Origin of the sequence: Vogesella urethralis (assembly GCF_007644045.2) — a bacterium.
Classification (GTDB): domain Bacteria; phylum Pseudomonadota; class Gammaproteobacteria; order Burkholderiales; family Chromobacteriaceae; genus Vogesella; species Vogesella urethralis.
Genome location: NZ_VMDW02000075.1, coordinates 20,994 through 33,826 on the forward strand (window position 1 = coordinate 20,994; position 12,833 = coordinate 33,826).

The window sequence follows — 12,833 nt, forward strand, 5'->3', positions numbered from 1 at the left end:
CACGCATGCTGGAACACACCTCCACCCTCACTTTCGACCGTCTGGTCGCCGCCATCCAGGGGCCGACCGGCTGGCTGGAGCTGCTGGTTGCCGCCATTGGCGTGGCGCTGGCGTTCTGGTTGTCGCGCCGCATCCACGCTCGTTATTTCGCCAGCGACAGTGGCGACTGGGGCTTTGGCAAATACCTGCTGTACCGGTTGGTGTTGCCGTTGTCGGCGCAATTGTGGACCCAGGTGGCGGCGGTGATCTGGCAACTGGTCGTGGGCGTGAAGTCCGACCTGCTGGTGGTGTCGGCCATGCTGCTGTTGTGGATGTCCATCATCCGTATCCTCGCGGCCGTGGTGCGCCATGCGCTGCCGGATGGCAAGCTGGAGCGCAGTACCGAGCATTTCCTGTCCATGTTGCTGTGGCTGGCATTTGCCAGCTGGGCAGTGGGCGTCGATACCGTGGTGCTGGACTGGCTGGAGTCGATCAGCTTCCGTGTCGGTAAAACCCAGATCGACCTGCTGATGATCCTGTCGGCGCTGGTGTGGGTGTCGGTGATCATGGTCGGTGCGATGTGGCTGAGCAAGCTGATCGAAAAGCGGGTGATGAAGCTGTCCGACGTGGACCTCAGCCTGCGCATCGTGTTTACCAAGCTGGCGCGCACGCTGCTGATGGTGGTGGGCGTGATGGTGGCGCTGCCTATCGTCGGCATTGATCTGACCGTGCTGTCGGTATTCGGCGGTGCGCTGGGTGTGGGCCTGGGTTTCGGTTTGCAGAAAATCGCCAGTAACTACGTTTCCGGTTTCATCATCCTGCTCGATCGCTCCATCCGCATTGGTGACCGCCTGATGGTGGACAACCGCGTCGGCTACGTCAGCAAGATTACCAGCCGCTTCGTGGTGCTGAAGAGCGCCGACGGCTCCGAGATCCTGGTGCCGAACGAGGCGCTGATCGCCAATACCGTGATCAACCAGTCGTACACCGACAAGGCGCTGTGGATCAGCCTGCCGGTACAGGTATCGTACGAAACCAATCTGGAAGAGGCGCTGGCGCTGCTGCGCCAGGCCGCCACCCACCCGCGGGTGAAAACCGATCCGGCACCCGCAGCCTTCGTCATCGGCTTTGCCGACTCCGGCATCAACCTGGAAGTAGGGCTGTGGGTCAGCGACCCGGAAAACGGCATGCTGTCGCTGCGCTCCGAAATCAACCTGCGCATCTGGAAACTGTTTGCCGAGCATGGCATCCAGATTCCGTACCCGCAGCGCGAGGTGCGCGTGGTGAACGGGGCGGCGGCAGAATAAGGAACCGACATGACGCAGAAAACCCTGGCGGTCATCGATGATGACCTGGCGGTGCGGCAATCGCTGCTGTGGCTGCTGGAAACCCCGACGCTGGCCGTCAGCGGTTTTGACAGCGGCGAGCGCTTCCTGGCGCTGGGCGAGGCCGCGGCCAACTTCAACTGTCTGATCGTGGATCTGCGCATGTCCGGCATCAGCGGCATCATGCTGCTGGAGCGGCTGGCGCAGTGGCCGTACTGCCCGCCGGTGATCATGCTCACCGCGCACGGCGACGTCCCGCACGCCGTGGCCGCTTTCAAGCTGGGCGTGGCCGACTTCCTGGAAAAACCGTTTGACGACGCCCGCTTGCTGGCGCTGGTGGACGAATGCCTGGCGCGCGACGCGCAAGAGCGCGAGCGCTTCCAGCGCCGTGCCCGCGTGAGCGAGGCGCTGGCTACGCTGACCGAGCGCGAGCGCGAAGTGATGCAGCACATCCTGCAAGGGTTGCTGAACAAGCAGATCGCCGAGGTGCTGAGCATCAGCATGAAAACGGTGGAAGTGCACCGTGCCCGCGTGTTCGACAAGATGGGCGTCAAGTCGGCAGTGGAGCTGGCCGGGGTGATGGCGGTGCTGGACGAGGCAGGCAGCAAGGCATGAAAGCATTGAAACAACCGCAGTCGGTGCTGGTCGTCATCCACACCGCCGACCTGCAAGTGTTGCTGATCGAGCGGGCCGACAAGCCCGGCTATTGGCAATCGGTCACCGGCAGCCGCGAGGGTGACGAAGCGATGGCCGACACCGCGCGCCGCGAAGTGGCCGAAGAAACCGGCTTTGCCGCCGACGCTGGCCAGTGGCAAGACTGGCAACAGCAGAACGTCTACGAAATTTATCCCCACTGGCGTCACCGCTATGGCGAGGGCGTTACCCACAATACCGAGCACGTGTTCAGCCTGCAGCTGCCGGACACCCTGCGGCCAACCCTGGCGCCGGGCGAGCACCTGGCATGGCAATGGCTGCCGTGGGATCAGGCAGCCGAACGGGTGTTTTCGCCGTCCAATGCCGAGGCCATCCGCGCCTTGCCTTCACGGGTTATTTAAAGAATCTCGTTATTGATTCTTGCGCCATTTTGTAGCACCCACCATCATGTAAGAGAGAAGACGTGATGGAAGGAGGACATCATGGCGCTAGACCTGACCAAGCTCAGGATACTGGTGGTGGATGACCAGCTGCTGGTCCGTTCGCTACTCACCCAGTCGCTGAAGGCGATGGGGGTGAACCCGGAAAACATCTATCAGGCTATCGACGGTGCCACCGCCAAGCGCGCGCTGGACGGCAAGCCGGTAGACTTGGTGCTGTGCGACCTGCAAATGGAGCCGATGAACGGCATGGATCTGTTGAAAGAGATCCGCTGTGGCCGCACCATGAACCCGCCCAATATGCCCTTCGTGTTCCTGTCCGGCCACGCCGAAAAGCAGAACATCGTGCTGGCTGCCCAGCTGCACGCTGACGGCTTCGTCATCAAGCCCCCCAAGCCCGCCGAACTGGAAAAAAACATCGTGGCCGCGATGAGCCGCGCCCGCCCGGAGATGGACCCGTTCGCTTACTACCTGATTGCTACCGGCACCACCCACGACCGCGTGGTGTTCGGCGAGAAAATGGCCGAGGCCGCCCGCAAGCTGGATGAAGAAGGCCACCCGATGGAGACGCTGTCGCTGTCCGAGGTGAAAGCCGGCCGCATCCTGGGTGAAGACCTGTACAACAAGACCGGCCAGCTACTGCTGCAACGTGGTAGCGAACTGACGCTGACGCAGTTGCGTGTACTGCGCAACTACCCGGATCGTTTCGGCGTCAGCAAGGTGGTGTTGCGGCAGGAAGGCAGCCAGCAGGAAAGCGTAGACGCCTGAGACCGGTACCGCTGCGGACGGAGGGGGTATGGACAAAACGGTAAGGAGCACAGGGCAGACCTCGGCCATCGGCCGGGCGGTCGTCTACATCGTGCTGTTGCTGGGCGTCATCCAGCTGGTGGCATCCGCCATGCTGATCCGCTCCGGTATTGACGGTTACCTGCGCGCCCGCGAGCACGAAGGCCTGAACCGCGATAACCAGGGCCTGTTCACGGCGGCGCAGGCGCTGGCGCGCGAAAGCGACCAGACCATGCTGTTGCTGACCGGCTCGCGGGCGCCCTCCAGCATCGAGCTGGACCGGCTGCAGCCGCTGCGGCACCACACCGACCAGCAGTTGGCCGCTGCCGTCAGCCAGCAGCGGGATGACCCGGAAACAGCCGCGCTGCTGGCAGAGATCGGCAGCAAACGTGCCGTGCTGCAACGGCACCGCGGCGATATCGATAAAGCACTGCGCCGGCAGCCCTACCAGCTGGACGAGAACGCCAGCTACGGCTGGCGACTGTTCGTGGCGTCGATGTACAACTCGATCGACAAGGCGCTACGGCGCGACTCGTTCAACCTGGGCGACGAATCCGACCCCCGGCTCAACCGCATGGCCGAGGTGAAGTTCGATATCTGGAGCCTGGGCAAGGTGCTGAATGACGAAGCGCACGCGCTGAACCTGCGTGCCGAATTCCAGCGCAAGCTCAACAGCACCGACGAATACCAGCTGATGCGCAACCGCGAACGCGCCCAACTGATCATGGAACGGCTGCGCGAGTCGATCCAGTTTCTGCAGCAGCCCGCGCTGCAGGACAAGCTGCGCCAGCTTAACAGCAGCATTCTCAGCCTGAACCGCCAGACCGACCTGCAACTGCAGTTGCTGGACAACCATCAGGCCACGCAGCTGGTCAAGGGCGATTACCTGCCGTTGTGGGGTAGCCTCAGTACGCAAATGGATGCTTTCTTTACCAGTCTGAGCGAGCTGACCCACCAGCGGGTGCAGGACTACATGCGCGAGTACCAGCTCGGTTTGCTGTTCAACGGCCTGTTCGCGCTGTTGTCGGTATGCCTGTACGTCTACCTGTTGCTGCGCATGCGCGGCCACATCCTGTACCCGTTGCGCCGGCTGCAGCGGCTGCTGGACGCCGCCGGCGACGCCATCCTCACCGTGGACGCCGAGCGCAAGGTGGTGGTGGCCAACCATGGGGCCGAGCGCATGTTCGGCCGCAGCAAAGAAGACCTGGGCCAGTTGCCGATCGGCGAACTGCTGATCATCGATTCGCAAGACAGCGACTGGATGGAAAACGGTGCCACGCTGGATCGCCCGTTGCCGGGGCGTGGCATGCATGCAGATGGCAACATCTTTTACGCCGGGGTGTCGATCAGCGCGCTGGGTGACAAGGAAGGCGACCGCGACGACTACTTGCTGATCGTGCGCAACGAGCAGGAGCGGCGGGTGGCCGAGGCGTCGCTGGCGCGCAGCCTGCAACTGCTGTCCGGCATTCACCGCGTAGAAGGGCTGCTGTTCGCACGCAGCCCGCGCCACAGCGTGTATGCCGAAATCCTGCGCATCCTGCTGGAGTACTTCCGGCTGGAGAGCGGCCTGATCCTGGCGCTGGAAACCGGCCGCGACAAGACCTCGTCCTTTCATGTACAGGCCAGCCGCGGCGTCACGGTGGTGCCGCAATGGGTAGAAGACTTCCGCCGCAAACCCAACGCCCAGACCTTGCAGCTGGGCAGCCAGCACAGCGTGGTGCGCGATGGCGACTGGGTTTACATTCCGGTGGAAATCGACGCCCGCACCGTCATGGTGGCCGGCCTGCAGGACTGCCAGCTGGACGACGCGCAGTACGTGGCACTGCAGCCGCTGCTGGGTACCTGCGGCAGCATTGTCGGCTTCTATGCCGAGGAAGACCGGCGCCGCAATTCGGAACGCCACCTGCGCGAGGTGCTGCAGCAAGAAGAAGCCATCTACAGTGCGTCGCCGGTTGGCCTGCTGCGGCTTAATCGCGACTATGCCATCGTGCGCGCTAACCGCAGTGCCGAGCTGCTGTTTGGTGCCGGGCAGGATGGCTTGCAAGGCCTGGGTTTGCAAGAGGTACTGGCTACCGAAGGCGAGTGGCAAGTGCTGATGCAGCAACTGGAAAACGCCCGGCACAACGACCGTCGTCTGAGTGCCGAAATCGAGTGCGTGCAGGTGGGCGGCAAACCGGTATGGGTGATGTTTACCGGCCAGTTGCTGTTCCCCGGCATGCCGGAACAGGACATGATCCTGGCGTGCATGGACGTGTCGGCGCGCCGTAGTGCCGAAGAAGGCCTGCTGCGCGCCCGCGACGAAGCGGCCGAGGCGCGCAGCCAGCTGGTTGTGGCCATCGAGTCGCTGGAGGAGGCGTTCGCCTTCTTCGACGTGCACGACAAGCTGGTGCAGTGCAACCAGCGCTTTGCCGACCTGGTGGGCCACGGTTACCAGCCCGAGCAACTGCGGGGGCGTACTTTCGAGACGCTGGTGCGCGGCGCGCTGGACGAAGGCGAGCACCCGGAGGCCGGTTTCAGCAACAGTGAATGGGTGGCCGAGCGCCTGCGCCGTCATGCCAGCGGCAGCGCGGCCTTCCAGTTACGCGTTGGCGAGCGCTGGTTCCAGGTAAGCGACCACGCCACGCCGGGCGGCGGTTCGGTGTGCATTCATGCCGATATCACCAGCCTGAAGCGGCAGGAGGGCGACCTGCTGCTGGCGCGCGATCTGGCCGAGCAGGCCAACCGCGCCAAGAGCGCATTCCTGGCCACCATGAGCCATGAAATCCGCACGCCAATGAATGGCGTGCTGGGCATGCTGGAACTGCTGGCGCTGACGCGCTTGGAGGCCGAGCAGCAGGAAACCGTGGAAGCCATCCAGGAGTCGGCGCGCACGCTGCTGCGGCTGATCGACGATATCCTGGACTTTTCCAAGATCGAAGCCGGCAAGCTGGACATCATGCCGGAAACCTCGTCCATTCCCGACGTGCTGCACAAGGTGCACCAGCTGTACGCCGAGATGGCGGCCAACAAGCAGCTGTCGTTCCGACTGGAAATCGACCCGCACGTGGCCCCGGCGCTGCAGGTGGACCCGTTGCGCCTGCGCCAGATCCTGCAGAACTTCTGCAGCAATGCGCTGAAGTTCACCCAGCATGGTGAAGTGGTGATGCGCGTACGGTGCCTGGACGACCAGCCTTCGCAGCAACGGCTGCGCTTCGAGGTGCAGGATAGCGGCATCGGCATCTCGCGCGAGAACCTCAACCGTCTGTTCCAGCCGTTTACCCAGGCCGAAAACACCACTGCGCGCCGCTTTGGCGGCACCGGCCTGGGCTTGGCTATCTGCCGCCGCCTGGCCATGCTGATGCAGGGCGAAGTCGGTATGGAAAGCAAGGAAGGCGAGGGCACGCTGGCGTCGCTGGAGCTGGTGTTGTCCAAGGGCGATCAGGCCGATATCCGCAGCGCCCCGGTGGACATCACCCCGGTGGTGCTGGAAAGCAGCCGCGCTGAAGTGGCCTGCAACCTGCTGCCGGTGCTGTTTGTAGAAGACAACCCCACCAACCGCAAGCTGACGCTGAAGCAGTTCGAACTGCTGGGCTACCCGGTAGAGGCGGCTGAAAATGGGGTGGAAGCGGTCAACAAATGGCAGAAGGGCGAGTACTCGCTGATCCTGACCGATTGCCACATGCCGGAAATGGACGGCTACGAACTGGCGCGCACCATCCGCTACTACGAGAGCACCGTGTTCGATGCGCGCCGTATCCCCATCATCGCCTGCACGGCCAATGCCTCGCGCGAGGAGGTGGAAAAAACCAGCGCTGCCGGCATGGACGACTTCATGACCAAGCCGCTAAGCCTGGGCACGCTGAAGGCGATGCTGGAAAAATGGATGACCCAGGCCAACGAAGAGGCGCTGCAGGCGCAGGAAACGCACAACCTGCCCGCCGCCGCTGACGACGGTGCGCAGCAGCAGTTTGCCAGCGCCATGCCGATCGATCGCAGCGTGCTGGAGGTGTACAGCGGCGGCGACTGGATGATGGAGCGCGCCATCCTGGACGAATTCCTGTTGGCTAACGACGACGACGTGGCGGTGCTGGAGAAGGCCGTCAACGAGCGCAATGCGGAGCGGGTAGCGTGGAGCGCGCACCGCATCAAGGGCGCCAGCCGCATGGTAGGCGCGCTGATGCTGGGTGATGCGGCAGAACTGCTGGAAAAAGCCGGCAAGGCCGGTGAACTGGCAACCATCGATACCGAGTGGCCGGGGTTTGTGCAGACGCTGGCGGTGTTGAAGGCGTGGCTGGAAATCCAGCCCACGGCCTAGGCTGGTGGCGGGTCTGCGCCAAACAGGTCGGGTGTAAACGGCTGGGCGGCCGGCGCTGGCCGTAATGGCGCCGGGCAATCGGCCATCAGCCCGGCGGGGTAGGGCAGCAGCAGACGCGCCGCACTGGCCGGCTGCCGGCAGCCCAGCCAGCGGCCATACTGGCCACGCGGCACGATCACCAGGCTGCGCTTTTCTTCGCCGGGCCGGTGCATGCGGCGCATCAGCGGGTGATCATCCGCGTTGATAGTGAGCTGGGCAAAGGCCAGGCTGCTACTGCCGTCGGGCTCCTGCCAGCGGCGCCACAGCCCGGCCACGGCAAACGGCTGGCCGTCGGCCAGCGCAATGCGGTGCCGCACTGCGCGGCCCGCTTCGTAACACGGCTCGAAAAAAGCCTGCATCGGCACCAGGCACAGTTGGCCGCGCTGCCACGCTTCGCGCCAGGTGGGGCGTAGCGCGACGGTGTCGTCACGGGCGTTGAGCGTGGTCAGCCGCATGCCGTCGCGCTGGTGGCGGCGCGGGATGAAGCCATAGTTGGCCGCATAGGCTTGCAACTGGCCGTTGTTGTCCAGTAGCAAGATGGGCGCGGCATGGTCTTGCCAGCATTCGTCTGGCCAGTCATTGTCTGGCGGGGTAACGCCAAAGTGCTCGCGCAGCTGCTGGCGGTTGGCGGGGAGGTAGTTCACACACATGGCGCCACTATACCAGCGCATCCCCCTCCGCCTGGCATTGCCATGCGACACTTCTCAAGCCTGCGCCTCAGCAAGGCATAGCGTTAACAGGCCCCTAAATGACGTATTCCGTGGTGGCGGTGCCTGCTGCTGGCGGCGGCGCCTGATGGCAGGCGGCCATTTGCTGCAGTGGTCGGCTCAGCAAGTAGCCCTGCATCTCGTCTACGCCTGCTTGCGCCAGGGTTTCACGTTGCCTTGGCGTTTCAACGCCTTCACCGATAACGCGGACACCCAGCTGGTGGGCCAGTGCCACGATATGGCGGATCAGCTCGTTGGCGTGTGGCCGCCGGATGAATTGCTTATCCAGCTTGATGGCATCCAGCGGGAAGTCCAGTATGCGCGCTAGCGAAGAGTAGCCGGTACCAAAATCATCCATGTGAATTTCAATGCCCAGCTGACGCAACCCCTGCAGCCTTTGCTGCAGCAGTGCCAGGCTGGGTTCGGCAAACAGGCTTTCGGTAATTTCGAAGATGATGTGCTGCGGCGGCAGGCCGGATTGCACCATGGCCTGTTCTACCTGGGCTATAAAGGGTTTTTCCAGTAACTGCTTCAGGGAAAGATTGACCGCAATCTTGCAGTGCTGTTGATCCGGGTGCTCGCCAAGGTAGGCGGCCATGCTGTGAAAAGCCTGCAGCATGACCTGCTGCCCCAGTTGCTGGATCTGGTTGCTTTGCTCGGCCAGCGGAATGAATTCGTCCGGGGCAACCCAGCCGAGTTCTTCGTCGTACCAGCGGCATAGCGCTTCGAAGGCGACGATACGGCCGTCTGCGATGGCGGCAATCGGCTGGAACTGCAAATGCAGCGTGCGGTCCTGCAGGGCCTGTTGCAAACGGCGCGTCACTTGCTGTTTGCGGGCTCGCTTTTGTAACTGAGTTTCTTCGAAGTACACCGAGCCGCGTCCTCCTGCAAGGGGGTGACAAGTACATCCGCGCAGCTTCGCTTCGTGCAGGGCGATGTGGGCGCTGTGCAGATAAAAATGGCTGGCCTGACCGGCTTGGGCGCGGCCCCGGGCCAGGCCGATGCTCAGATGCAGGCCGTTGCCGGCCTCGGCCTGCCGACAGCCGCTTAGCAGGCTGCTCATCAGTGACTGGTCCAGCCCGCTTTGCGACAGTGCGCTAAGCCTGGCGTCGGCGACCAGCAGGGCAAAACGGTCGCCGCCCAGACGCGCCGGATAACAGGTGCTGTGGTGTGCCCGGTGAAACGCAGCGGCAAATTCATCTAGTGTCTGGCCAAGCGTGACCAGCAACTGGTCGCAGCGCTGGCTGCCCATGCTTTCGTTCAGATAGTAAAAGTCGTCGATGTCGATAATGGCGCAGAGTATCTCGTCGCCAGTGGCCATATGCCTGGCCAGCACATCGGTAAAGCCCTGGCGGTTGAGCAGGCCGGTTAGCGGATCATGCGTGGCCAGCTGCTGCAACTGGCGGGTGCGCTCGGCGATGCGTTGTTCCAGCAGCAGGTTGCTGTTGCTTACCGTTTCGTGCGCAGCTTTCAGCTGCTGTACCAAGATGTCGTTGCGGTGGCGCAGGCGCACGGTGCCCGCCAGCAGGCGGTAGTTGTACTCATGCGCCACCATCATGCCGGCGCAGTACGCCAGCATCGAAAAAGCGAATACCCATTCCGCTGCTGGCGCGGTAGCAAGAAATAAGACGCCTGGCAGCAGCGTCAGGGCTATGTATAGCTTGCCTACAAGCCGAAGGCTGGCGAGCAGGGCACTGGCCCCTGCGGCAACCGAGCTGCTGATGACACAAATGGTAGGCAGTACCGCCAGGGCTGTCGGTTTTTGCCAGGCCCAGCACATCAAGGCGGGCCAGATGGCGCCGGACAGCGCCAGCAGCAATAGCAGCTGGCGTGGTGGCTGCCGGCTGTCGACGGGCGCTTGACGCAGGCGCTGGTAGGCAAGCCGGTACAGGCTCAGCAGGACGATGCTGGCCAGCTAGGCGTGCAACCATTTATCTGCCAGCGGCCACAGGTAGACGTAGCTGGCCAGGGCGGTACTCAGGCTGAGCAGGGTGCCGGGCAGAAACTGCTTGCCGGTATTGTCCAGCAACTGGGTGCGCCAGTCGTGATAGGGGTGGGAGGCAGGCATGGTGGTGTTCACAGGCGGAAACTGTTGACGGCCCGATGCAGCCGTGCGGCCAACTGATGCATCTCGTCGGAAGCCATGGCGGCCTGATTGCTGGCGGTGGCGGTGTCGCTGGCACTGCTGGCAATACCTTCCACACTGTGGGCGATACTGTTGCTGGCCATGTGCTGCTCGCTCATGGCAGATGAAATTTCATGTAGCGCCTGCAATACCTGGCCAGTTGCCGTCACGATGCCGCCGATGGCGGCAACCCCTTCACGTGTGCACTGTTCGCCCAGCCCGACTGGCGGATGGCCTCTTGCATGTCTTGTATCGTATGGGCTGACAGTTGGTGAATGATGCCAATCTTGCCGGTAATTTCACTGGTAGCGCCGGCGGTGCGTTCCGACAGTTTGCGCACCTCGTCGGCTACCACGGCAAAGCCACGCCCCTGTTCGCCGGCCCTGGCCGCTTCGATGGCTGCATTCAGTGCCAGCAGGTTGGTCTGCTCCGCCACGTCCTTGATCATGCTGACGATCACCGAAATACCATCGATATTGCTGACCAGCTCATTCAGCGAACGTGCGGTGTTATCGACCACCTGTTTGATGCTGTCCATCTCGCTGGAGGCCTGGCTGACGATGTCGCGCCCGGTGGCCGAACTTTGCCGTGCTGTTTCCCCAAGGTTGGCCGCATGGCTGCTGCTATCGGCAATATGGCTGATGCCGACATTCATCTGCTCTACCGATGCCGCAATGGCGGTAGCGGCCGCGCTTTGACGTTCCGTGCTTTGGTTGAGCTGGCTAACGCTGGCATTCAGCTGGTCGGCCACCGCCACCAGCTTGTCGGCATGGCCGAGCACATCAGCGACCATGGTGCGCAGCTGGGTTTTCATGTTGCCGATCTGGTACAGCAGGCTGCCTGCCGGCGGTGTCGCCAGCGCGGGGTCGGTCTGCAGGTTGCCTGCGGCCACGGCTGCCACCATACGCGTGGCCTCTGCCGGCTCTCCACCGAGGGTGTGGATGACCAGGCGGATGATGTAGCTGCCCAATGCCAGGCAGATGACCATCACCAGTGCAATGCCAGCCAGCAACTGGATTGCCTGTGTCTTCACTGTGCGCTCGATGTGGTCTACATAGATGCCGGTACCGATGACCCAGCCCCAGCGCGGGGTGGTGGCCAGCGCCACCTGCTTGTCTATCAGCGTGGTACTGCCGGGTTTTTTCCAGGCATACGTCAGCAAGTGATCGCCCTGCAAGGCTTTGGCCAGCAAGTCGCCAAGGCGGGTGTTGTCCGGCAGTTGTTGTGACAAGGTGCTGCTGCCTTGCAGCTGCGGGGTGATGGGGTGGTGCAGATAGCGAAGCTGTTTGTCTAGAATGAAAAAATACCCGTCGTCACCAAAGCGCATGGCATCCAGGGCGGCGATAGCCTGTTGCCGGGCTGTTTTTTCGTCCAGATCGCGGCGTTCTTCGTAACGGCGCACAATGCTGGCGGCAGTGGCTGCCAGGTCTCGGGTTTTGTCGGCAGAGGCCTGCTGCAGCGTGTCGGACAAGGTCGCCAGGCTCCATAGTGCAATGCCCAGCATGCCGATCAGGCTGGACGCAATCAGGATCAAGAGCTTGGTGCGCAAACTGAGATTCGACATGATGTATTTTTATTAAATAAACAAGTGTTTGATTGTATCGATGGCCTTGCCTGGGGGAAGCTTTGTAGCGGCACTGAAACAATTGATGCGCCAGGCATGTCTTGATGGCGCGATAAAATGAAAAGTACATGGACGTGTACCTACAGCATGACGCCGATTTCTATCGTGACCTACAACCTGCACAAAGGCATGTCGCCGCTGGGCGGGCGCGTGCGCTTGCCGCAGATGGCGGCGGCGCTGCAGCAGCTGGATGCCGACGTGCTGTGCCTGCAGGAGGTGCAGGGCCGGCATCAGCGGCGCCAGCTACGGCATGATGGTTGGCCGCAGCACGATTATCTGGCGGCGGCGCTGGCGCGGCAGGCGTGCTACGGCATGAACGCCCGCTACGATCACGGCCACCACGGTAATGCGGTGCTGGCGCGTTTTCCGCTGGCGATGGCGGCCAACCATGACCTGTCGGTAAACCGGCTGGAGCAGCGCGGCCTGTTGCATACGGTGGTCCAGCCGCCGGGTTGGCCGCAGCCGCTGGCCTGCCTGTGCGGCCATTTCAATTTGCTGGCGCACGATCGCCGTCGCCAGTACCGCGTGCTGCTGGATTACCTGGCGCAGCATGTTCCGCCAGACATGCCGCTGATCCTGGCTGGCGATTTCAACGACTGGCGCAGCGAGGCCGACCGCCATCTGCTGGCCGAAGGCGGGCTGCAGGAAGCGCACGCCAGCGTACACGGCCGCCACGCGCGTAGCTTTCCTTCCGGTTTGCCGCTACTGCCGCTGGACCGCATTTACATACGCGGCCTGCATGTGGCCGAGGTGGCGGTGTGCCGCGGCGCACCGTGGTCGGCGCTGTCCGACCATCTGCCTGTGCTGGCAAGGCTGCAACTGGCAAGCTGAAGCCGGCACCGCGTAGCGTGCAGTTGGTG

Annotated in this window: 11 protein-coding genes; 6 read left to right on the top strand and 5 right to left on the bottom strand. The window is 63.0% G+C overall.

Annotated elements, in window-relative coordinates; translation table 11 throughout:
- Positions 1-5: 5 nt before the first annotated feature.
- The 5 genes from FLQ03_RS07220 to FLQ03_RS07240 all read left to right on the top strand — a co-directional run bounded on the left by FLQ03_RS07220 (position 6) and on the right by FLQ03_RS07240 (position 7,478).
- Entirely contained in the window at positions 6-1,286 is a 1,281-nt protein-coding gene (locus FLQ03_RS07220) for a mechanosensitive ion channel family protein (RefSeq protein ID WP_144371316.1), read from the top strand.
- Between the two features lie 9 nt (positions 1,287-1,295).
- Positions 1,296-1,919: a response regulator transcription factor gene (locus tag FLQ03_RS07225; RefSeq protein ID WP_144371317.1), complete on the top strand. Its 624-nt coding sequence runs from the start codon at positions 1,296-1,298 to the stop codon at positions 1,917-1,919.
- A complete protein-coding gene (gene nudB, locus FLQ03_RS07230; protein ID WP_144371318.1) occupies positions 1,916-2,359 on the top strand; it encodes a dihydroneopterin triphosphate diphosphatase in 444 nt (147 codons plus the stop codon). Before FLQ03_RS07225 ends, nudB begins: the two co-directional genes overlap by 4 nt.
- An 81-nt stretch (positions 2,360-2,440) precedes the next feature.
- Positions 2,441-3,166, top strand: a complete 726-nt coding sequence (locus tag FLQ03_RS07235; RefSeq protein WP_144371319.1) for a response regulator — start codon at positions 2,441-2,443, stop codon at positions 3,164-3,166.
- A gap of 28 nt (positions 3,167-3,194) precedes the next feature.
- Positions 3,195-7,478 carry an ATP-binding protein gene (locus FLQ03_RS07240; protein ID WP_144371320.1) on the top strand — a complete coding sequence of 1,428 codons (4,284 nt, stop codon included), beginning with the start codon at positions 3,195-3,197 and terminating at the stop codon, positions 7,476-7,478.
- On the opposite strand, the gene FLQ03_RS07245 is transcribed toward FLQ03_RS07240, so the two are convergent.
- From FLQ03_RS07245 to FLQ03_RS07260, 5 genes are all read right to left on the bottom strand, one after another.
- On the bottom strand, positions 7,475-8,167 hold the full coding sequence (locus tag FLQ03_RS07245) for an SOS response-associated peptidase (RefSeq protein ID WP_144371464.1): 693 nt from the start codon (positions 8,165-8,167) through the stop codon (positions 7,475-7,477). The genes FLQ03_RS07240 and FLQ03_RS07245 overlap by 4 nt on opposite strands.
- A gap of 94 nt (positions 8,168-8,261) precedes the next feature.
- Positions 8,262-9,803, bottom strand: coding sequence for a putative bifunctional diguanylate cyclase/phosphodiesterase (locus FLQ03_RS07250; protein ID WP_170252338.1), 1,542 nt, complete (start codon positions 9,801-9,803; stop codon positions 8,262-8,264).
- Positions 9,804-10,139: 336 nt separating this feature from the next.
- On the bottom strand, positions 10,140-10,292 hold the full coding sequence (locus tag FLQ03_RS19085; protein WP_170252339.1) for a hypothetical protein: 153 nt from the start codon (positions 10,290-10,292) through the stop codon (positions 10,140-10,142).
- An 8-nt stretch (positions 10,293-10,300) separates the two neighbouring features.
- Positions 10,301-10,468 (bottom strand): hypothetical protein, encoded by a 168-nt coding sequence (locus tag FLQ03_RS19090; RefSeq protein ID WP_170252340.1) that lies wholly within the window; start codon positions 10,466-10,468, stop codon positions 10,301-10,303.
- A gap of 47 nt (positions 10,469-10,515) precedes the next feature.
- Positions 10,516-11,913 carry a methyl-accepting chemotaxis protein gene (locus FLQ03_RS07260; protein ID WP_144371323.1) on the bottom strand — a complete coding sequence of 466 codons (1,398 nt, stop codon included), beginning with the start codon at positions 11,911-11,913 and terminating at the stop codon, positions 10,516-10,518.
- A gap of 147 nt (positions 11,914-12,060) precedes the next feature.
- On the opposite strand from FLQ03_RS07260, the gene FLQ03_RS07265 reads away from it, so the two are divergent.
- Positions 12,061-12,804 carry an endonuclease/exonuclease/phosphatase family protein gene (locus tag FLQ03_RS07265; protein ID WP_144371324.1) on the top strand — a complete coding sequence of 248 codons (744 nt, stop codon included), beginning with the start codon at positions 12,061-12,063 and terminating at the stop codon, positions 12,802-12,804.
- Positions 12,805-12,833 lie beyond the last annotated feature (29 nt).

Coding starts and splice junctions, on each gene's coding strand:
- FLQ03_RS07220 (WP_144371316.1), top strand. CDS start 6: ATGCTGGAACACACCTCCACCCTCACTTTCGACCGTCTGGTCGCCGCC.
- FLQ03_RS07225 (WP_144371317.1), top strand. CDS start 1,296: ATGACGCAGAAAACCCTGGCGGTCATCGATGATGACCTGGCGGTGCGG.
- nudB (WP_144371318.1), top strand. CDS start 1,916: ATGAAAGCATTGAAACAACCGCAGTCGGTGCTGGTCGTCATCCACACC.
- FLQ03_RS07235 (WP_144371319.1), top strand. CDS start 2,441: ATGGCGCTAGACCTGACCAAGCTCAGGATACTGGTGGTGGATGACCAG.
- FLQ03_RS07240 (WP_144371320.1), top strand. CDS start 3,195: ATGGACAAAACGGTAAGGAGCACAGGGCAGACCTCGGCCATCGGCCGG.
- FLQ03_RS07245 (WP_144371464.1), bottom strand. CDS start 8,167: ATGTGTGTGAACTACCTCCCCGCCAACCGCCAGCAGCTGCGCGAGCAC.
- FLQ03_RS07250 (WP_170252338.1), bottom strand. CDS start 9,803: ATGCTGGCGTACTGCGCCGGCATGATGGTGGCGCATGAGTACAACTAC.
- FLQ03_RS19085 (WP_170252339.1), bottom strand. CDS start 10,292: ATGCCTGCCTCCCACCCCTATCACGACTGGCGCACCCAGTTGCTGGAC.
- FLQ03_RS19090 (WP_170252340.1), bottom strand. CDS start 10,468: ATGAGCGAGCAGCACATGGCCAGCAACAGTATCGCCCACAGTGTGGAA.
- FLQ03_RS07260 (WP_144371323.1), bottom strand. CDS start 11,913: ATGTCGAATCTCAGTTTGCGCACCAAGCTCTTGATCCTGATTGCGTCC.
- FLQ03_RS07265 (WP_144371324.1), top strand. CDS start 12,061: ATGACGCCGATTTCTATCGTGACCTACAACCTGCACAAAGGCATGTCG.